The sequence below is a fragment of the Bacillus sp. ISL-57 genome (assembly GCF_018613135.1).
GTDB lineage: Bacteria > Bacillota > Bacilli > Bacillales > DSM-1321 > Peribacillus > Peribacillus frigoritolerans.
Genome location: NZ_JAGGQV010000002.1, coordinates 48873 through 68346, shown reverse-complemented (window position 1 = coordinate 68346; position 19474 = coordinate 48873). Strand labels below are relative to the sequence as shown.

Sequence of the window (19474 nt, the reverse complement as noted above, 5' to 3'; positions counted from 1 at the left end):
CCACTATGTTAGGCCATTTTTGGACCTCGCCATGTCCAATTGGCCATCTTCTTTAAATTAATGGCAGCGAAAGTAAGCATCGCCTGCATCGACAATTTTTTAAGTTCCCTTAAAGTAGTCCAACGCATACCATGCTTTTCTTTTGCATCTGCGAATACACGCTCAATCGTTTCTTTACGCTTCGCATATATAGGTTTTACATCTTGATGATGACGCAGATGGTCTGCTTCTTCCATATGTGTTTGCCAGATATGCCGTGTCACCACTTTTTGACAGTCTTTGCTTTCTGTACATCGAGATAAAAATGAGCATGTTGCACAGATGTGTTTGGGGGTTTTATACTCGCGATAGCCCTCTTTATTTGTTGTTGAGTACTTTAATAGCTCGCCCGAAGGGCAAAGGTAACAATCAAAATGTTTATCGTATACATAGTCCTGTTTGCGGAAAAATCCTTCTTTAGTGCGAGGACGTGTATAAGGTAAAGCCGGTATGATTTCTTTGTTAAATAGGTAGCTTGTAATCGCTGGTGTTTTATAAGCTGCATCTGCGGCATCGGCTTCCGGTTTAACTTTTTCAATCACTTAACTAGTGGCTCTAAGATCTGGCTGTCATGTATATTTCCAGGTGTTACAATCGTTCCCAATACAAAACCGTTACGGTCTGCGGCCGCGTGGAATGAATAGGCAAACTGTTTTGTTCGTTCATCTTTCACATAGTAACCACTCTCGAATCCGTTGTACTTTGGAAACCATAGCCTAAGAACCAACGGTAAGCCATATTGGTTTCAACTTCTTCAATCGTTTTACGCATGAGAACGAAAACCGAAGGTATATTGAATGAAAGTCAGTTTAACTAAAATAACGGGATCAATACTTGGGCGTCCTATCTCTGAATACATATCTTTCACCAAGTCATAAATGAAAGTGAAGTCAATGGCAGCCTCTATTTTGCGAACCAAATGGTTCGGTGGCACCACACCAGTTGATCTAAAGTAATCATTTCAAGTTGATCTCGCTGAATAGAATCATGGTTTAGAAAGCATTCTCATCACCTCAAGTTTTAATACTTCTATTTTAAAACAAAAATGACTCCAGGCAAAAGGTTCTATCTAAAAGGTAAGACAAAGTTGATTGGAGCGGGTGTACGAGACTCCTGGGGGAAATGCGCGTCTAGGGGAGACCCCGCAGGCGAAAGCCGAGGAGGCTCCCCGACCGCCCGCGGAAAGCGAGTGCCTGGAGTGGAAGTCAACGTCCAAACCCTAAAGGGATCATACCTTTTTACGATTCGATTATATGACACCCTGCCGATACAAGAGAAATAAAGATGACGATTATTACAAGTGGAAAATTGAATAAAAGTACCTCAATTGGACATAATGGGTAGATGTTTAGCTGCTCTCAACGAGATTATGATAAGATAGGGAAAAAATCATATAAGGCAGTGAGATTGTGAAACAACAAAAAGGAAAACTTCTCGTCATCATTGGACCGACTGCTGTTGGGAAGACAAAGATGAGCATTGAGATGGCAAAGTTATTTAATGGTGAAATTATTAGCGGAGACTCCATGCAGGTTTATAAGGGGATGGATATTGGTACTGCAAAAATCAAGAGGGAAGAAACAGAAGGAATTCCTCATTATTTACTTGATATTAAAGAACCTGATGAACCTTTTAGTGCGGCAGAGTTCCAGGAGAGAGCCAATGCTTGTATCGAGGATATCCAAAGCAGAGGTAAGCTTCCCATTATCGTCGGTGGAACAGGATTATACATACAATCAGTCATCTATGATTATCAATTTTCGGAGGCGCCATCCGACCCTGTTTATAGGGAGGGACTTGAAAAACAGGTAAGGGAGTCAGGAATAGATCCTGTTTTTGAACAATTACGCAGCATTGACCCGGAAAGCGCGAATCGGATTCATCCTAATAATGTAAGAAGGGTGATCAGGGCACTAGAGATTTATCATTGTACTGGTAAAACGATGAGTGAGCAGCTGAATGAACAGCCTACAGAATTCAAATATGATACGTGCATCATTGGGTTGACAATGGAACGTGAAAAGTTATATCAACGCATCGATCAACGTGTTGATGTCATGGTAGAACAAGGGCTGATTCAAGAGGTGGAGTCATTTCATGAAAAAGGTTTGAGGGATTGCCAATCGATCCAGGCTATAGGCTATAAAGAAATCTATGATTATTTTGATGGAAGGGCTTCACTGGATGAAGCTGTTGAGGCATTAAAGCAAAACTCCCGTCGATACGCAAAAAGGCAATTGACCTGGTTCCGGAATAAAATGGACGTAATTTGGTTTGATATGACCGATCTCGAGGGTTTTCCAAAAAAAATACATGAAATATCTGGATTTATAGCAGGAAAGCTTTTCAGTGAAGGCGAATACATAAATTTAGAGAGAAAAGAGGAGGACTAATACATGAAACAATCAGTAAATATTCAAGATCAGTTTCTTAATCAATTACGTAAAGATGGTACGTATGTGACGGTATTTTTATTAAACGGGTTCCAGATTAGAGGACAAGTGAAAGGGTTCGATAATTTTACCGTTTTATTTGAATCTGAGGGCAAGCAGCAATTAGTCTATAAACATGCGATTTCTACATTTGCTCCACAACGTAATGTTCAGATTGATTACGAAGTGAAGGAATAATCATATATATATGAATGTAAAAAACAGGTTTAGCTAATAGCGACCTGTTTTTTTTTTTTTTTTTTTTTTACATGCCCTTCTCTGTCCTTTTTCAAAGAATCGATAATTTTACGTACCTTATTTGAATATATATCAAGGGACGGATTATTTTCCGGGAAACCGCAGGAAATGACATTACCCCTAATATATTGGTGAATTGAAATGGGATTTGTCGTAATTAATCCTCCAATGAAAAAATCTTGTCAGAATAAGTCGCTTTTCAGAAGGGAATGGGGCTTAATCACGAAAGGAATAAACGAGTTTTCCGATGGGATAATTTTGGCTATGCAGCATTTGCCATGCCATCATAAAAAATTGTGGTGTTAGAGTCAGGGTCCAAGATGGAGAGGTGAATGAAATGGAACAACCGATCCGTATGAAAAATAACGGGCAAATCAATATTGTGTTTAATGCGGAAAACAGAAAAGCGCTACAAAAGGATCTGCCGATAAAAGAAATTTTGGTGCAGGAAATCCCCCACCAGCATGTTGCATTGAAAGAGATTGAAGATGAACTGAAATCGCTGGTTGGAATGGAAGAAATGAAACGGATGATAAAAGAGATATATGCCTGGATTTACATCAATAAACAACGTGAGGCAAAGGGGCTGAAGACTGGCCGGCAAGCGCTGCATATGATGTTTAAAGGAAATCCCGGAACAGGGAAAACAACGGTTGCACGTTTAATCGGGAAGTTGTTTCAAAAAATGAATGTACTTTCGAAAGGGCATTTAATTGAAGCGGAGAGGGCAGATTTAGTCGGGGAATACATTGGCCATACTGCCCAAAAAACCAGGGATTTAATTAAGAAGGCCATTGGCGGAATCTTATTTATTGATGAAGCATATTCATTGGGAAGAGGCGGCGAAAAGGATTTCGGAAAAGAAGCCATAGATACCCTTGTCAAGCATATGGAGGATCGGCAGCATGAATTCATTTTGATCCTTGCTGGGTATTCGAGGGAAATGGAATATTTCCTAAGTCTTAATCCTGGCCTTCATTCCAGGTTCCCGCTTGTTATAGATTTTCCGGATTATACGATTGAACAGTTAATGGAAATAGCCGATCGGATGCTGCAGGAAAAGGAGTATCTAATGAATCGGGATGCCGAAAGGAAATTAAGGGAACATTTAATCATATTACGTTCATTCCGGGGACCTATTTCATTCTCCAACGGTCGTTATATCCGCAATATAATAGAAAAGTCAATAAGGGCGCAGGCGATGCGGCTTTTACTGGAAGATTCATTTGAAAAATCCGATTTATTGACGCTTACCAGCCAAGATTTGATTTTCGAGGATGAAGAGAAAGAATGACATGGAAAAGCCCACCAAGTTGGCGGGCTTTTCAAATTTATGTTTTAGGCACCCATTTTTTATTAGGAAGATGCCAATTATTGGTGTAAGAAAGGACTCGCAATATCGTTATGACGGCAAAGAGCGTATAAAGCTGCCATGACTGGGATAATGCACCACTGCCTAAAGCCAAGCCTGCAATGATGGCCCATACTGCGTAGATTTCTTTCCTGAAGACCAATGGCTTTCTTCCGGCCAGCACGTCACGGAGTATCCCGCCGCCGCATCCGGTTAATGCAGCTGATACTATGATGGCGCTTATTGGATGATTAAGTTCCACGGCATACATCGCCCCTTGGATGGCAAAGGCTGAGAGGCCAATGGCATCACTGAGGTTTCCCCATCTGTCCCAGTGCTTTGATAGGTTTGTAGGAAAAACAAAAACGATGGTGATGGATACTAATGCGATGACAAAATAGAAACTTTGATCCCATAAAGCTGAAACGGGGACGCCGATCAACAGATTGCGGATTGCCCCGCCGCCAAATGCGGTAATGATTCCTAAAATATAAACTCCTAAAATATCATACTCTTCTTCCATGGCGATGATGGTTCCGCTTATAGCGAATGCAATCGTACCTATTAAGCTTAATACTTCCCATGTCATATGAATGTCCCTCTATGTCTTTTTGATTTTGATGGTAAAGCCAAATTTGATTTTAGCATGGTATCGTAATTTTTAAAACGGTTAAAAGCTTCGTTTTGAGGAAATTTTTATATATTCAATTTTTTTGTTATGATTAACTGAAATCTACCAGAAGGTGGTGCATGTGATTTGGAAGACGCAATAAAGGAAAAGGCTGTCTTGATTGGGTGTCAAACAACTGAGACCAGTGAACACTTTGAATATTCACTCGATGAACTGGCTTCCTTGGCGAAGACGGCGAATGCTGAGGTTTTAATGACCATCTCCCAGAAAAGGGAAAGTGTCGATCCGGCTACATATATAGGAAAAGGAAAAGTGGAAGAACTCCGGAATCTGGAAGAGGAGCTGGAGCCGGAATTATTTATCTTTAATGATGAATTATCCCCGAGCCAAATTCGGAACCTTTCGAAACAATTGGAGGCAAGGGTCATAGACCGGACACAGCTAATATTGGATATATTTGCTCAGCGGGCTCGATCCAGGGAAGGGAAACTCCAGGTTGAACTTGCTCAGCTCCAATATTTATTGCCGCGTTTGGTTGGACAGGGTACGGCAATGTCCAGGCTAGGAGGCGGAATCGGCACAAGGGGGCCAGGGGAGACGAAGTTGGAAAGCGACCGCCGCCACATCCGTGGAAAAATAGATGAAATCAAGCAGCAATTAAGTGGAATAGTGAAGCATCGTGAACGCTATCGTGATAGAAGGAAACGTAATAAGACCTTTCAAATAGCACTTGTGGGATACACGAATGCAGGTAAATCAACGCTGTTCAACCGTTTGACGGAGGCGGATTCATATGAAGAGAACCAATTATTCGCTACGCTGGATCCCATGACGCGAAAGGCGATTCTTCCTAGCGGATTTACCGTGCTTCTGACGGATACGGTTGGATTCATACAAGATTTGCCGACATCTTTAATTGCCGCATTCCGCTCTACCTTGGAAGAGGTGAAAGAAGCGGATCTGCTGTTACATGTGGTCGATTCCTCAAGTACAGATTACTTTAATCATCAGAAAACGGTGCAGGATTTGCTAAATGACTTAGATGTTCCTTCCATTCCACAGCTAACGTTGTATAATAAGAAAGATAAGGTTCACGCTGATTTTGTCAGGTCAGCCAGTCGTGCTTCATTAATGATCAGTGCCTATGAACAATCGGACCTGAATGAAATCATGGAAGAAATTGAAAAGTACGTGATTGAAGGAATGGTCCCGTATCATGTTTTCCTGCCATCGAGTGAGGGTAAACTATTATCACAGCTGAAAAATGAAACCATATTGCGCACTCTCTCCTTTAATGAAGAATCGGAAAGATATGAATGCAAAGGTTTTTGTCTAGCTGATCATCCAATAACCGGGCAGCTGGAGAAATATTCATTATAAAGGGGAATTTTGATGTATCAGCAGTTAACAAATGGAGAAGTTTTGAAAAACATTGCCCAGGAAGTGGAATCAATGATTTCTCCATTACATAAGCAAGTGGACGAACGAATCGAAGAAAATCAATTTCGCGTATTACAAAGTTATCAAGCACATAAAGTGAGTGATTCCCACTTCATCCCGACTACTGGGTATGGATACGATGATATGGGCCGCGATACGCTGGAATTGATATACGCAGATGTTTTCGGAGCGGAAGCTGGATTGGTGCGCCCCCAAATTATATCAGGCACACACGCCATCTCCACCGCTCTTTTCGGCATTTTGCGCCCAGGGGATGAATTGTTATACATAACTGGAAAGCCGTATGATACTTTGGAAGAAATCGTCGGTATCCGGGGGACGGGTATTGGATCTTTACGTGATTTTCAAATCAGCTATAAGGCCGTTCCGTTGGCAGAAACTGGAACCGTTGATTTCAAAGCCATCAAACATGCCATTCAACCTAATACGAAGATGATCGGTATACAAAGATCAAAAGGGTATGCTACACGTCCTTCCTTTACGATCGATGAAATAAAGGAAATGATTTCCTTTGTTAAAGGCATTAACCCGGAAATCGTCGTGTTCGTGGATAATTGTTATGGAGAGTTTGTTGAGACGCAAGAACCATGTCATGTCGGAGCGGATTTAATGGCTGGTTCACTCATTAAAAATCCTGGCGGCGGGATAGTGAAAACCGGTGGTTACATTGTTGGCAAAAAGGACCTGGTTGAAGCTTGCTCTTATCGGTTAACATCACCAGGAATAGGGGCTGAAGCAGGTGCTTCGCTTTATAGTCTCCAGGAAATGTACCAAGGATTCTTCCTAGCACCGCATGTCGTGGGCCAAGCTGTTAAAGGAGCCATGTTCACAGCTGCCTTTTTAGAAAAGCTCGGTATGAATACATCCCCAAAATGGGATGCGAAGCGAACTGACTTGATTCAATCCGTTCAATTTGATGAACGGGATAAGATGGTTGCCTTCTGTCAGGCCATCCAATATGCATCACCAATCAATTCACATGTGACACCATATCCTGCCTATATGCCGGGTTATGAGGACGATGTAATCATGGCTGCAGGCACCTTTATACAGGGGGCCAGCATTGAACTGACGGCAGATGGTCCGACAAGGGCTCCATATGTTGCTTATGTTCAAGGCGGATTGACATACGCCCATGTTAAAATGGCTGTATTGACTGCTGTGAATGCGCTAATGGACAAAAAGCTGATCCAATTGTAATTGAAATTAAATAAGGTATGTTATGGGAATCCAGATACAATTGGATTCCAGTAAGAGAAATAGTCATAATATTTGTGTAGTAACAAATCATTTAATTTTTCTGAGAAAACCACGTCATAAAAGGTAACATCATATTGACAAGTTTAATAACATGGTATAAGATTATTTTAAGATAAACAAAAGGAGGATGCTAAGAATGAGCGGCAACAACATTCGGCGTTCGATGCCTCTTTTTTCCATCGGAATCGTCATGCAGTTAACTGAGTTGTCTGCACGCCAAATTCGGTATTACGAAGAGCATCAACTTATTACTCCTATGAGAACAGATGGAAATCGTCGGGTCTTTTCATTAAATGACATCGATCGACTGCTTGAGATTAAAGATTTAATCGAACAAGGAGTCAATCTGGCCGGCATTAAAAAGATTTTCACTGTAAAGGAACAGAATTTACCTAAAACCCAAGAATTAGAACAAGCGGAAAAAATAAGGCATGACCTTAGTGACGAGGATCTTCGCAAGCTTCTGCGTGCCGAGCTTTTACAAGGAAGCAAGCATCGAACATCTCTTAGACAAGGGGATATGTCCCGTTTTTTCCAATAAAAAATATGATTTATGAATTATTAGGGGGAATAGAAATTGGCAAAGTTCACACGTGAAGACATCACTCGTTTAGCGAAAGAAGAAAATGTTAAGTACATCCGTTTACAATTCACTGACATTTTAGGGACAATTAAAAACGTTGAAATCCCAGTCAGTCAATTAGAAAAAGCACTTGATAATAAAATGATGTTTGATGGATCTTCCATTGAAGGCTTCGTTCGTATCGAAGAGTCTGATATGTACTTATATCCTGATCTAAATACATGGGTTATCTTCCCTTGGACTTCCGAAAAAGGTAAAGTTGCACGTTTGATCTGTGATATTTACAATACGGATGGAACTCCTTTTGATGGAGATCCACGTGCAAACCTAAAACGTGTTCTTGCAGAAGCAAGAGAAATGGGCTTCACGGATTTCAATCTTGGACCTGAACCTGAATTCTTCCTATTCAAACTGGATGCAGCAGGCGAGCCGACGCTGGAATTGAACGATAAAGGCGGATACTTTGACCTTGCACCTACTGACCTGGGAGAAAACTGCCGTCGTGATATCGTTCTTGAGCTTGAAGAAATGGGATTTGAAATCGAAGCATCCCACCATGAAGTAGCTCCAGGACAACATGAAATCGACTTTAAATATGCAGATGCGATTTCAGCTTGTGATAACATCCAAACATTTAAATTGGTTGTTAAGACGATTGCCCGCAAACATGGTTTACACGCAACATTCATGCCAAAACCATTGTTCGGTGTTAACGGATCTGGAATGCACTGTAACGTTTCTCTATTCAAAGGCAACGAAAACGCATTTTATGATAAAGAAGGTAAATTGGAATTAAGCAAAACAGCTGAGCAATTTATCGCAGGTATCATTAAGCATGCTCCAAGCTTCACTGCGGTAACAAATCCAACTGTTAACTCATACAAACGTCTAGTTCCTGGTTACGAAGCTCCTTGTTATGTTGCATGGTCTGCTAAAAACCGTAGCCCGCTAATCCGTATCCCAGCTTCACGCGGAGTAAGTACTCGCGTAGAGGTACGTAGTGTCGATCCAGCAGCTAACCCATACTTGGCACTTGCCGTTCTGCTAAAAGCTGGTCTTGACGGTATCAAGAACGACTTGACTCCTCCAGCTCCAGTTGATCGCAACATCTATGTTATGAATAAAGAAGAACGTGAAGAAGTAGGTATCGTTGATCTACCAGCTACTTTATATGCTGCATTGGAAACATTAAAATCTGATGAAGTCATCAAAGAAGCATTAGGTGAACATTTACTTGAACACTTCGTCGAAGCAAAAGAAATCGAGTGGGATATGTTTAGAACACAAGTTCACCCATGGGAACGCGAACAATATATGTCCATGTATTAATATCTCAAACCCTTGGCACCTCTGGTGTCAGGGTTTTTTTTATTTCGGGCATTCATTCATAAAATCTTATGAAGTTATCAACTGCCCGATAAATGCCCGGAAAAAACTTTAAAAAATTATTCAAGGACATTTTTCATATGCTCCTCGAATTTATCCATTGTGTCATGTTCAATTTTTTTACTAATATGTGAGTAAACATCTGCTGTGATTTGCATACTGCCATGACCTAAACGCTCTTGAATGTATTTCATGCTTGCGCCAGCCTCTAATTAATGACATTACCGAGTTAGTTAATAAGGTTCGCCCACAGTTTTGATTTATTTTTAATCCTCCACAATTACATCAATAATCTCATCAAACTGAATATACACAAAGGAACTATCTTTCTTCTGAATGCGTAGCTCTTTCGTGATTGGATGTACGTAAACACAATGTCCGTATATTTCAAGAGGCTTTCCCGTGTTATGCAATCTAAGACATATAGGTAAATGTTATTCCATTGCATAATGAATGTTGTTTTCAAACTCTTCAACCTGGTATTCATCGAGGATAGGTTTTTTATTTAAGAAATAATCAACCTCATTTATTTTCTTATTTAAAGCTTTATGTTCAGGCATAATCAATGCTGCTTGCCATTTAACTAGCCCTCTATCACGAATCGTACTCATCAGAAAAATCCCTCCTTTATATCCATTACATAAGAACATTTGTTCTTATAAAAGACAGAAAGAAATTCCTTCCCCAAATAAGTTCGGGCTAGAGAAATGTTGATTTTTGAAAATAAGGCATTTATCGCTTCTACGCTTGTTTTACATAACCAAGTTAAAAACCATTTTAACGCACAATGCCACAAGAAAAATCTCACAGCCATATTCTTTTAACTACTCTTCCAGTAAATCTAATGATTGATCAATGCTAGTTACACGTCCGTATCCCTATAAACACCATTATGTATAACCTCTTTTCATTTGTCTAAAAGTTTGTTAACTTCTGTAATTTCACTCCAGACTAACTTCCGGACATTGTGAAGGGTTATTTCGAGGAGGAAATGAGGTTTTTTTTCAAGTCTCTAGAATATATTACTTTTAGAAAGCTACTATTCTATTTTTAAAAATCATTCCTGCAACAAGGAAAAGAGCCAAACCTTTTGTATACATAGATTTAGCTCTTGCATCTATTTGTTAACTTAGGATTCAGTCGAGATACGTGTAGTTCCTGCTATAAATTGTATTGTAATCATTTTTCCTTTTTCTTTGATTGTTTAGTTAATTCCACAAGTGTTGTAACGCAACCTGATTGTAAATTATCAGTAAATGTAACTTCACCTCCAATAGTTAGAGGTACTCTAATCGTTAGATTTCTATTATCAGGATCTAAACTAGCTCCTAGTTCACAATTTCCACAATCAATGAAAGAATCTACAAGTAAGCGAGAACTTAAATTGTAAATAAGAGTTAAACAAATTGGTTGAGTTAACCCTTTTATAGTACAAGTCATTTTATCTGCACCTCCTTTTCTCTTTACTACTAAAATGTCTAACATGCGAAATTTGAGCTTTGTCAAATGTCCCTCGTAAAGAGCATTTCGATACCATATTCTATGAATATATTGGACAAGCTGTTTGTGCTTATAAGGAAAATAGTGTAGAGAACTAAGCCTTTTCAGAATCGGAATATACTTGTGCCTTAGAACGCTCTATTTTGCGTTTTAAGGCATTTTTACTTGTCTAAAAGTTATAACTTTTAGACACTCTTGTAACTGTAAATAACAACCAGCGAACGTCCATTTTTTTTTTTTACTTGTAGCACCAAGAAATTTGTACAAGCCAATGTGTGGTTAAAACATAATTTAATTACAAGAGAGAGAACGCTCGAACTAGTTCAAACTCTAAACGAGTTTTTAATCATTTGATATAAAAGGAGAGGAATAATAATGGCTAATGGATGTAATCAAAATCCAATTGGAGCTTGCTCAGAAGCAGAAGGGGTGAATACGATTGCCAACGGGGATGCTTCCCATGCAGAAGGATTTCAAACAATCGCCAACGGGGTGGCTTCCCATGCGGAAGGGTTTCAAGCAATCGCCAACGGGGATGCGTCCCACGCGGAAGGAACTGCTACGATTGCCAATGGGAACACTTCTCATACGGAAGGGTTTCAAACAATCGCCAACGGGGATGCGTCCCACGCGGAAGGAACTGCTACGACTGCCAATGGGAACGCTTCTCATACGGACGGGTTTATAACAATCGCCAATGGGGTGGCTTCCCACGCGGAAGGGTTTCAAACAATTGCCAACGGGGATGCGTCCCACGCGGAAGGAAATAGCACAACGGCGAATGGGAACGCTTCTCATACGGAAGGGTTTGAAACGACAGCCAGTGGGAATTCATCCCATGCGGAAGGAGTAAGTACCAACGCCAATGGGGATGCGTCCCATGCAGAAGGGTTTGAAACGACAGCCAGTGGGAATTCATCCCATGCTGAGGGGAACAATACAACAGCAGGTGGAGCTAATTCGCACACAGAAGGATTGAATACACAAACAACTATCAGCGGTGTTAACGCGCACGCAGAAGGAGAAGGGAATACGGCCAGTGGTAGAGCTTCCCACGTGGAAGGGGGCGGTGTAGATTCACTTGGTAACCCTACTCCTAACCTAGCGAGTGGACCTAGTTCGCATGCGGAAGGTCAGAATACAATTGCGAGTGGCGATGTTTCTCATGCGGAAGGTGGCGGCACAATTGCGAGTGGATCTTTTTCCCATGCGGAAGGTCAGAATACAGTTGCGAGTGGCGATGTTTCTCATGCGGAAGGTGGCAGCACAACGGCGAGTGGCTCTTCTTCTCATGCCGAGGGTTTTCAAACAGTAGCTAGCGCCGCCTCCGCTCATGCCGAGGGTTTTAGTACAACAGCAAGTGGAGCGGATTCACATGCCCAAGGACGGATTACAACTGCAAGTGGTCTTGGTTCCCACGCCGAAGGGCAAAGCACAACAGCCAGTGGATTTGTTGCCCATGCGGAAGGACTGCAAACAGCAGCTACCAACCAAGCTGCTCATGCGCAAGGACTGAATACAACAGCCAGTGGAGTTGCCTCCCATGCTGAAGGATCGAATACAATTGCGAATGGAGTTTTTTCTCACGCCTCAGGATCAGGAACAAGTACTGCTGGTTTCCCTGGTGCGTTCATCGTTGGAACTAATGGAGTCGCAAGTCAATCTAATTCTTTCTTTGTTGCAAACGGATTGCTTCCTTTTGATCCTGCAGGTCGTGTGATATCTCTTTTCAGTAATGGAGATGGTTGTTTCGAAGGGGCAGTATCCGCTGATGCTTTCATTCCCGGTGCATTCGCTTGTGACTTTGCCGAAATGTTTGAAACGCTGGACGGTCAGCCGATTGATGTCGGTTATTTTGTAACTTTAGATGGTGAAAAAGTCAGAAAATCTAATGCAAATGACGACTATATTTTAGGGATTACCAGCTCCAATCCAGGAATACTGGCAGGTACGGAAGAACCGGCTTGCAGTAAATATCTATTTGACGAATGGAATCGACCTATATTCGAAGAGGTTACTATCCCTGCGGTTACAGATCATGAAGGGAATATCCTCGTAGAAGAGCGTACCGAGATGAGAAAGAAAATAAATCCTGAGTGGGATCCGGAAAACCCATGCAGCTCCCGGCTTGAGAGACCTGAATGGGTAGCAGTTGGTATTGTTGGAAAACTGCTGGTTCGTGATGATGGAACTGCCCAGGTAAATGGCTACTGTAAACCAAATAACGAAGGAATTGCTACTGCTGCGGATCAAGGGTATAGAGTAATGAAACGTACGGGACCTAATCAAATATTGGTGTTGGTTAAATAATAAATCGACTGTATAGACCTAAGAAAAACGATAGTAAGAGTAAAGGGGGAACTGAAATATACTAGTTTTCCTTTTTTTACATAACCGTCCTTTATACGTGTTTTTTTAACCTCATTACTTTAGTTAGTTAAAGTAATTCTTAACGAGGGGAAAATATTGTAAATTTATAGATCAGTGATAACAAAATCATTTATACCTGCAATTTTACCAACAGGAATAATACTTGGAGGGGAATTTTTATTATGTAAAACTAAAATCTCAAAAGAAACGTATTTCTCTTTTTCTAAAATAATTTTCTCCAATTTGACTAAATCACCATCGACAACAGGATTTATATTATCTTCAAGGTAATTTGAATTCATTTTAGTTGGTCGAATTTCAATAATCTTTCCACTGCTGACCTGTATTAATAATTTTAAGCCTAATTACTTTTAAGTTTAAATTAGCCTTTTGTATATCTTTATTCTCAAAGAAAATGTCTAAATCTTTAAGGGGTTTACGTACATAAATATCTGATTCGTTTACAATCTGGAAACTAACTTCGGTTTTTTTTCATAATAGATTGCATAATAAATACCTACAATTAGCCCGATAATCCCTAATAATCCACCAATTATTCCCCATGGTAACTTAATGTTGAACTCAAAAATTTGCTTCTGTAGCCCTTAATAAACTATGACGAATTTTGGATAAAAGAAAAGATTATCCACAAGTAAGAAAGACTTACACTTAGGTTAATTAAAGTTGTCCATAAACTCTTCATCAAAGTAAAGCTCATTCATAAGCTTGTTCACAATTCCATTAAAATAAGCAAACTGTCCTTTATGCATCTTAACGCCACTCTTAACCTTCATAGCAAATTCTTTAAATGCTTTGGTTCCGATTTCTATTTCCTGTTTACCTGTAAATGCTCTTTTGTTAGTAGAATAATCAACCACTCTATTACACTGTTTAATTACCTTCCAAAATTCCTGTATTGTTTCAGCTTTTTCGTAGAAAGAACTTACCAGATTACTAAATACAACTGGAACCCAATGCGCTACAAAGTTCGCTTGTGTTAAAGAGTTTTCTAGAGAACTATCCACATGAGAGAATTGAGCAATGGCTTTACGTTTATTGTTTTTAATATTTTGTTTTAAGAAAGAAGTAGTTGTTTTAATGGTCGGACACTTCTTGGACTCTTTCACAGGGGCCTTGCCGGACATTTCATCATTCACAGGTTGAATAAGGATAGCGTTGGCTGTTTGCATCATATCCTTTTTACGCTTCATTGGTACCTGGTGGATCATGCCAAGGTCTTCAAGTTTCTTCATTAAACGTTGAACTGTTTTATGAGAAACTTCAAGTTTGGATGCAATTGTGTTCTTACACATGTAGCTCACACCAATTTGCTTGCAGCTGTGACGCTTCAAAAGTTCCAACAATATAATAAATCTTGATTGTACATCTGCACGCTTAATATCCGTACGAATGGTGTCTCTGTATACTCGTACCGTTTTATTTAATTCTTCTATATCTGTGAAGGAGGATAGGTTGTTATATGCTTCTTCATTTGCGAATATATAGATACGTTTCTTCATTAATAAAGTCTCCTTTAGGAAACAAAAAAGCAACGATTCACCATTGATTGGAAAACCGTTGCGTATAACCCATAATGTATAAAACTATACCTAAGGGTACAGCAAGTGATTGCCTATTCAGAGGAGGCGGACAGTTTAAGAAGTGCTACCAACACGACTTAAACACGCTGTGCTCTTTTATTTTGTTTATTAAAAAGCATAATGCACTAAAATCCTGCCTGAAAATCACACCCGATAAATGCCCGATAATGCTTGAGTTATTATGAGTTATTATGATAAATGAATTTTAGTTAATGCTTATAAATAGGCGTTTTTGTGAAAGTTTGACACTATATTAAAGGTAAGAGCATGTTTAGAACACAATTTCACCCATGGGAACGCGAACAATATATGTCAATGTATTAATATCTCAAACCCTTGGCACCTTTGGTGTCAGGGGTTTTTTATTTGGTGGGCAATTCCAAGTTATTTAAATGAAGTGGATAATTGCGGAAACTTCCCAACAATTTACCCAAGGAGAAACTTAATACTGGAACAATATCGGAAAACTAGTAAAAGTTTTATTTTCTATTTAGTTCAAATATATGGACAAACATTCAAGCAATATTAAAAGGCAAAAATATATTGTTTAGAAACGTAGTGAATTTAATGACTGTTCTCGCTCCGAACAATGGGCGCTGAAGTGCCATTCTTGGGATAGTTACATCTGTTTATTGTAGATGTTAAAACCGCCATCGTACCGGGGGCCATCTCCGTTTGGCCACACGACAAATCCTAGATCTAAAAGGCAAACAAAACAATATTTTTCTAGTCAAGGAACGCAAAAAAATCCGCGACATGTATATCGCGAATCTTCCAAGAGATCTATCCATGCTCAAAAGGTCCAGGGTATCCCTATTCCCCAGGAAAGAAGAACGCCACATAACCCTACTCAAGCCTATCTGCATTTAAATAAGGTAGCAGAGTTCGTTGGCGAACATGTCGGCAACCATACCTTACGGAAAACGTGTGGCTATTGGTTTTACAAAAAGCCACGAAGGATCGTGCCATGTTGCAAGGGATTTTACATCATTCCGATCCTTCAATCACCTTACGCTATATTGGTATTATCGAACGATACAAATAACGTATTGAAAACATTAAGTGCCTTTCAGGAATGCGAAGTGCTCACTAAATACTTCTCATTACATTTATGCCGAACTGTAAAAAGTTCGGTTTTATTTGCTGGGGGCAATATATAGCCCGCTGAAGACACCTTATGGCATATTACTTAATTGCCTATAATTTTTATAGTCAGTCTAGATAAATAAGTAATAGCCCAAGCAAATCATTTATTTTATTAATACATTGTAATTACTACTCCGAAATTAATTTTTTGTAGTACTTTAGTTAGGTTCGAGACTAAACTCCATTTCATTTTCAAAAAAATGTTACAAGAAAGGATTGTGATTTTGTGGGGAATTTAGGTAATCAAAACCCATTAAACAGCCACTGGGGTACTGTCTGTTTTAATGACAGCGACTGTTTTGGCAAAAAATCAAGAATTGAACAGGAAAGTCCATGTAAGACCTGTGGGTCTTGCGATTCTGCTTGCAAATGCGATTTTAAAGCTGCAGCCCGCGAACTCGCTTCACCATTAAACAGCGACTGTGTCCTAGTTAATTCAGTTGTAGGCTCAAAAGCGGTACAAAAGGCTGCAGAAGCAACATTTCCTTTTACCGCGTTTACTCCAGCAATTCCAGCTGGTTCCACTATTGTTTCGGTATCTGTTTTACCGAATCTAGCTGGTGTTACACGTAACACGACAATCATAAGGGACAAAGTCGTTAACATCGGGCTTATTCCTGTAACGATTACGGTAACATTTTTGGCACCAGGATCAACAACTCCTGCAACAGCCACACTTACAACGAGTTTACCATTCCAGGAGCATACAGATTTTCCAGGTGCTTGCCCTGAGGATACAGTAGTAGAACCCCCACTAGTAGTAGAAGGAATCTTTGCTCAAGCAGGAACTCCATTCGTCAGCGGTACAGGTGTTATTACTACAGATGCCATTTTAGTCAAGGTTGTACTACGCACTACAATTACGGTTATTCGACCAGTTATTGTGGATTCACATGGTGGTATTTGCGACGTAAATGAACGTCGTTGTGAAACTACGAATACTCCTACAACTAATTTTTTTAATACTGCGCCATAAGCAACGTAAATGTTAGTTTTTAATCTGATTAACAAAGCCTTCTCTAAAAAAAGAAGGCCTTTATTATTTTATTCTAAACGAAATCCCTATATTTACTTTTACAGCATCTTTTAAATCATGTGAGTAAAACCATTACCGACAAGATTAAGGCTGTTACAACGGGGGTGTCGACAAATGGAAATTGGAGGGAAATTAACTGATTGCAACACCCGCACTGGCAGCACCAGCCACGGCAGTAGCGAGAGTAATTCCAGTGCCTACTACAGAGAAAACCATCATTAGACGCTCTCCAGGACTTACTGGTATTGCCAATCCTGCAGTAATCCCTTGACTAATAGTACCAGGAGGAATAACTAAACCTGTGAGAGGTGGAGCTAATACTACAGTAGCACCTGGAATTGCAGTGAAAATGTTACTTCCTGCCGGTGCTCGGAATAATTGTGCTGTAATCGTTGCTGTACCAACAGGAATAGTTAATCCAACTGTAGTGCTGAAGGTTGCAGCTATCGAGGTAATGGTTCCAGCACGCGGAACCGTAAATGCCTCATTAAGAAGTCCCGTTAGGTCTATTGTGGCTCCAAGAATAGTAAGACCAGGAATAGCAGTTCCAAACCCAATAGCACTTGAAGTGCCAACGAGTCCACCTGCAAGAATAGTTAATTCTGCAGGAGTAATGCCGGATGCGAATGGAATGATCGCACCTGCGCCAGGAACCCCTGGTGCCCCTGGTGCCCCTGGGGGACCAGGAGGTCCTTGAGGGCCTCGGGGTCCTGGTGCTCCTGGAAATCCTTTATCTCCTTTATCTCCTTTGAACGCTTGATGAACAGGGGGACAACAGCAAATCCTATTGAAACATCGTGGACAACGAAAATTGGAATTAGATGACATATAATTCACTCCTTTAGAATAATATATTTTTGTTTTTTAATATTGCGTGGCTGTTTGTCCATATAACTGTAATTAACATAGAAAAAATTTTTCTAATACGGATTTTACCTAAACAAGAATTCAAATGGTTCCAAATGGGGGCTTCCGATAAATGTAATGGACAAATATGGGAAATCATCCTAAAATTCATAAGGGGTTTAAAGTAGCCAAGATATTAGATATGAAAGTCGATGATTTATATGAGGACGATTGAACTATTTGAAATCTATGCTAACATTACTTTTAGAATAAAATTAGGGGTATTATTGGAATAAATTGATTATTACCATATATGATGAATAGATAAATCACTTGTTCATTATGAAGCTAATCCGCCCTTTCGTATTATAAGGTCAGCCAGATATTTAAACTGCACTACTATAGAGTGGACACTTAAAAAGGTCTGCCCTATAGGGTACTTTTATGTATAATGAAAAAAATGGGTGACAGTTTCGAATTACATATAACTTGAAGCGAATGCGAATGATTATGGCGAAATACAAGATTGTTTGTCCAATTAGAAGAGCCAACCCCTTTTCAGAAGATGTTTAAAGCCACTCAAGAACACGCCATTCTGCCGTACTTATTAAACCGAGAGTTTAAACAAGCAATTCCAGGAAAAGTATTACTTACTGATATTACATATTTGATTTAGTGTTGACCATCCAAATGTCCTTTACATAGGGTACGGTTTAATACAGTCTTGGTCCTTTAACAGGTACTTTAGCTAAAGGTCGGAGCTGACTTTATGCAGTTCTTTCTTTATTTAAATAAAGGTTCAGGTTAGCACAACCTGAACCCAAAATATTATTGAAGCGTATTTAGATTTTGTGCCCTTAAAAAGCTTACAACTACCTCTCCAATTTGTCTGCCTAAACTTAAACCTTCCTTATTATCCATATTAAAATGTACCCCAGCGTACAAACGAGATTGAGCGCTTTCTTCCATTATTTTTTTTAATTCTGTAGATTCTTGGGGGAAGAAATAACTTAATACTGTCTCTGCACAGCCTGCCACTGTTGCGTGTGCAGAAGGATAAGCTGGAAAACGAGGGGTAAACAGCACAGTAGACAGATTTCTGCCATATTGATTTGGACGTGCAACATCCCAATAATATTTTAAAAACCACGTGATAACAAAGGTATCATTCATAGCCGCGTGGAAATAACTCTGAACCCTTGCAACATTCGGGGAACCCAGCATATACTTTTCAGCTAAATTGAAAATTAGAGTGGTAATTTTCGCCGTTAATTCACCTGTTCCCCAATATTGTGCGATCCGTATTTGCTGGGAAGTCAATGATTTTAATGTCTCTTCTACAATGAATAACTCTGTTTCCCATTCAATATCAAGTGGATTTTTAACTCGCCAACTGATTCGTTGATGAAAGGGGTCCAGGAAATCATTGTCTCTTCCCCTTGAAATAAAAAACATTGGCCAATTTCCTGCCTCTGGAGAACCTTTAGGCGGGAGACTTTCCCCTGGGTAAGGAAACTCTGTCCATCTTCTATAACTAGTTCTCATAAAGACACCCCCCTAATAAATGTTCTCCT

General features: G+C 39.8%; 17 protein-coding genes and 3 pseudogenes. 10 read left to right on the top strand and 10 right to left on the bottom strand.

Annotated features, from left to right (window positions below; genetic code table 11):
- Nucleotides 1–8: 8 nt before the first annotated feature.
- A pseudogene (locus J7I90_RS03560) lies at nt 9–999 on the bottom strand (transposase).
- Between the two features lie 512 nt (nt 1000–1511).
- Between J7I90_RS03560 and miaA the strand changes: the two are divergent.
- The 3 genes from miaA to spoVK all read left to right on the top strand — a co-directional run bounded on the left by miaA (nt 1512) and on the right by spoVK (nt 4023).
- Entirely contained in the window at nt 1512–2432 is a 921-nt protein-coding gene (gene miaA, locus J7I90_RS03555; protein ID WP_251025135.1) for a tRNA (adenosine(37)-N6)-dimethylallyltransferase MiaA, read from the top strand.
- A 3-nt stretch (nt 2433–2435) separates the two neighbouring features.
- Nucleotides 2436–2669 (top strand): RNA chaperone Hfq, encoded by a 234-nt coding sequence (gene hfq / locus J7I90_RS03550; RefSeq protein WP_034313436.1) that lies wholly within the window; start codon nt 2436–2438, stop codon nt 2667–2669.
- A 397-nt stretch (nt 2670–3066) separates the two neighbouring features.
- Nucleotides 3067–4023 carry a stage V sporulation protein K gene (gene spoVK, locus J7I90_RS03545; protein ID WP_034313433.1) on the top strand — a complete coding sequence of 319 codons (957 nt, stop codon included), beginning with the start codon at nt 3067–3069 and terminating at the stop codon, nt 4021–4023.
- A 37-nt stretch (nt 4024–4060) separates the two neighbouring features.
- Here the strand turns inward: spoVK and J7I90_RS03540 are convergent, their stop codons facing one another.
- The gene (locus J7I90_RS03540; RefSeq protein WP_214768457.1) at nt 4061–4669 is read right to left on the bottom strand and encodes a trimeric intracellular cation channel family protein; all 609 of its coding nucleotides are present in this window, start codon (nt 4667–4669) and stop codon (nt 4061–4063) included.
- Between the two features lie 168 nt (nt 4670–4837).
- Between J7I90_RS03540 and hflX the strand changes: the two genes are divergently transcribed.
- The 4 genes from hflX (at nt 4838) to glnA (ending at nt 9344) form a co-directional block, all read left to right on the top strand.
- Nucleotides 4838–6091, top strand: a complete 1254-nt coding sequence (gene hflX / locus J7I90_RS03535; RefSeq protein ID WP_214768456.1) for a GTPase HflX — start codon at nt 4838–4840, stop codon at nt 6089–6091.
- 12 nt (nt 6092–6103) lie between these two features.
- Nucleotides 6104–7372 carry a methionine gamma-lyase family protein gene (locus J7I90_RS03530; protein WP_214768455.1) on the top strand — a complete coding sequence of 423 codons (1269 nt, stop codon included), beginning with the start codon at nt 6104–6106 and terminating at the stop codon, nt 7370–7372.
- Between the two features lie 196 nt (nt 7373–7568).
- Nucleotides 7569–7973, top strand: a complete 405-nt coding sequence (locus J7I90_RS03525) for a MerR family transcriptional regulator (RefSeq protein WP_034313425.1) — start codon at nt 7569–7571, stop codon at nt 7971–7973.
- A gap of 36 nt (nt 7974–8009) precedes the next feature.
- Nucleotides 8010–9344 carry a type I glutamate--ammonia ligase gene (gene glnA, locus J7I90_RS03520; protein ID WP_034313424.1) on the top strand — a complete coding sequence of 445 codons (1335 nt, stop codon included), beginning with the start codon at nt 8010–8012 and terminating at the stop codon, nt 9342–9344.
- A 116-nt stretch (nt 9345–9460) separates the two neighbouring features.
- Here glnA and J7I90_RS27200 read toward each other — a convergent pair.
- The 4 genes and pseudogenes from J7I90_RS27200 to J7I90_RS03505 all read right to left on the bottom strand — a co-directional run.
- Nucleotides 9461–9613, bottom strand: a pseudogene (locus J7I90_RS27200) (site-specific integrase); the annotation flags it as partial.
- Between the two features lie 54 nt (nt 9614–9667).
- Entirely contained in the window at nt 9668–9826 is a 159-nt protein-coding gene (locus tag J7I90_RS28025; protein WP_396020143.1) for a YolD-like family protein, read from the bottom strand.
- 9 nt (nt 9827–9835) lie between these two features.
- Nucleotides 9836–10012, bottom strand: a complete 177-nt coding sequence (locus J7I90_RS03510) for a YolD-like family protein (protein WP_214768453.1) — start codon at nt 10010–10012, stop codon at nt 9836–9838.
- 568 nt (nt 10013–10580) lie between these two features.
- On the bottom strand, nt 10581–10907 hold the full coding sequence (locus tag J7I90_RS03505) for a hypothetical protein (RefSeq protein ID WP_251025091.1): 327 nt from the start codon (nt 10905–10907) through the stop codon (nt 10581–10583).
- Between the two features lie 369 nt (nt 10908–11276).
- On the opposite strand from J7I90_RS03505, the gene J7I90_RS03500 reads away from it, so the two are divergent.
- On the top strand, nt 11277–13211 hold the full coding sequence (locus J7I90_RS03500; protein WP_214768452.1) for a peptidase G2 autoproteolytic cleavage domain-containing protein: 1935 nt from the start codon (nt 11277–11279) through the stop codon (nt 13209–13211).
- A gap of 164 nt (nt 13212–13375) precedes the next feature.
- Here the strand turns inward: J7I90_RS03500 and J7I90_RS03495 are convergent, their stop codons facing one another.
- Together J7I90_RS03495 and J7I90_RS03490 are read right to left on the bottom strand one after the other, a co-directional pair.
- Entirely contained in the window at nt 13376–13573 is a 198-nt protein-coding gene (locus J7I90_RS03495) for a hypothetical protein (protein WP_214768451.1), read from the bottom strand.
- A gap of 372 nt (nt 13574–13945) precedes the next feature.
- A complete protein-coding gene (locus J7I90_RS03490) occupies nt 13946–14791 on the bottom strand; it encodes a helix-turn-helix domain-containing protein (protein WP_214768450.1) in 846 nt (281 codons plus the stop codon).
- Nucleotides 14792–16244: 1453 nt separating this feature from the next.
- Between J7I90_RS03490 and J7I90_RS03485 the strand changes: the two genes are divergently transcribed.
- A complete protein-coding gene (locus J7I90_RS03485; RefSeq protein WP_214768449.1) occupies nt 16245–16994 on the top strand; it encodes a hypothetical protein in 750 nt (249 codons plus the stop codon).
- 192 nt (nt 16995–17186) lie between these two features.
- Here J7I90_RS03485 and J7I90_RS03480 read toward each other — a convergent pair whose 3' ends face one another.
- Nucleotides 17187–17882, bottom strand: coding sequence for an exosporium glycoprotein BclB-related protein (locus J7I90_RS03480; RefSeq protein ID WP_214768448.1), 696 nt, complete (start codon nt 17880–17882; stop codon nt 17187–17189).
- A gap of 486 nt (nt 17883–18368) precedes the next feature.
- Here J7I90_RS03480 and J7I90_RS03475 point away from each other — a divergent pair.
- Nucleotides 18369–18570 (top strand): annotated as a pseudogene (locus tag J7I90_RS03475) (IS3 family transposase); the annotation flags it as partial.
- Between the two features lie 158 nt (nt 18571–18728).
- On the opposite strand, the gene J7I90_RS03470 reads toward J7I90_RS03475, so the two are convergent.
- Nucleotides 18729–19445: a vanadium-dependent haloperoxidase gene (locus tag J7I90_RS03470; protein ID WP_214768447.1), complete on the bottom strand. Its 717-nt coding sequence runs from the start codon at nt 19443–19445 to the stop codon at nt 18729–18731.
- Nucleotides 19446–19474 lie beyond the last annotated feature (29 nt).

Bases quoted from the DNA above. Each gene is read 5' to 3' on its own strand.
- J7I90_RS03510 (WP_214768453.1), bottom strand. From the start codon at position 10,012: ATGAGTACGATTCGTGATAGAGGGCTAGTTAAATGGCAAGCAGCATTG.
- J7I90_RS03530 (WP_214768455.1), top strand. From the start codon at position 6,104: ATGTATCAGCAGTTAACAAATGGAGAAGTTTTGAAAAACATTGCCCAG.
- J7I90_RS03490 (WP_214768450.1), bottom strand. From the start codon at position 14,791: ATGAAGAAACGTATCTATATATTCGCAAATGAAGAAGCATATAACAAC.
- J7I90_RS03470 (WP_214768447.1), bottom strand. From the start codon at position 19,445: ATGAGAACTAGTTATAGAAGATGGACAGAGTTTCCTTACCCAGGGGAA.
- spoVK (WP_034313433.1), top strand. From the start codon at position 3,067: ATGGAACAACCGATCCGTATGAAAAATAACGGGCAAATCAATATTGTG.
- J7I90_RS03500 (WP_214768452.1), top strand. From the start codon at position 11,277: ATGGCTAATGGATGTAATCAAAATCCAATTGGAGCTTGCTCAGAAGCA.
- hfq (WP_034313436.1), top strand. From the start codon at position 2,436: ATGAAACAATCAGTAAATATTCAAGATCAGTTTCTTAATCAATTACGT.
- J7I90_RS03480 (WP_214768448.1), bottom strand. From the start codon at position 17,882: ATGTCATCTAATTCCAATTTTCGTTGTCCACGATGTTTCAATAGGATT.
- J7I90_RS03525 (WP_034313425.1), top strand. From the start codon at position 7,569: ATGAGCGGCAACAACATTCGGCGTTCGATGCCTCTTTTTTCCATCGGA.
- miaA (WP_251025135.1), top strand. From the start codon at position 1,512: ATGAGCATTGAGATGGCAAAGTTATTTAATGGTGAAATTATTAGCGGA.
- J7I90_RS03540 (WP_214768457.1), bottom strand. From the start codon at position 4,669: ATGACATGGGAAGTATTAAGCTTAATAGGTACGATTGCATTCGCTATA.
- J7I90_RS03495 (WP_214768451.1), bottom strand. From the start codon at position 13,573: ATGAATTCAAATTACCTTGAAGATAATATAAATCCTGTTGTCGATGGT.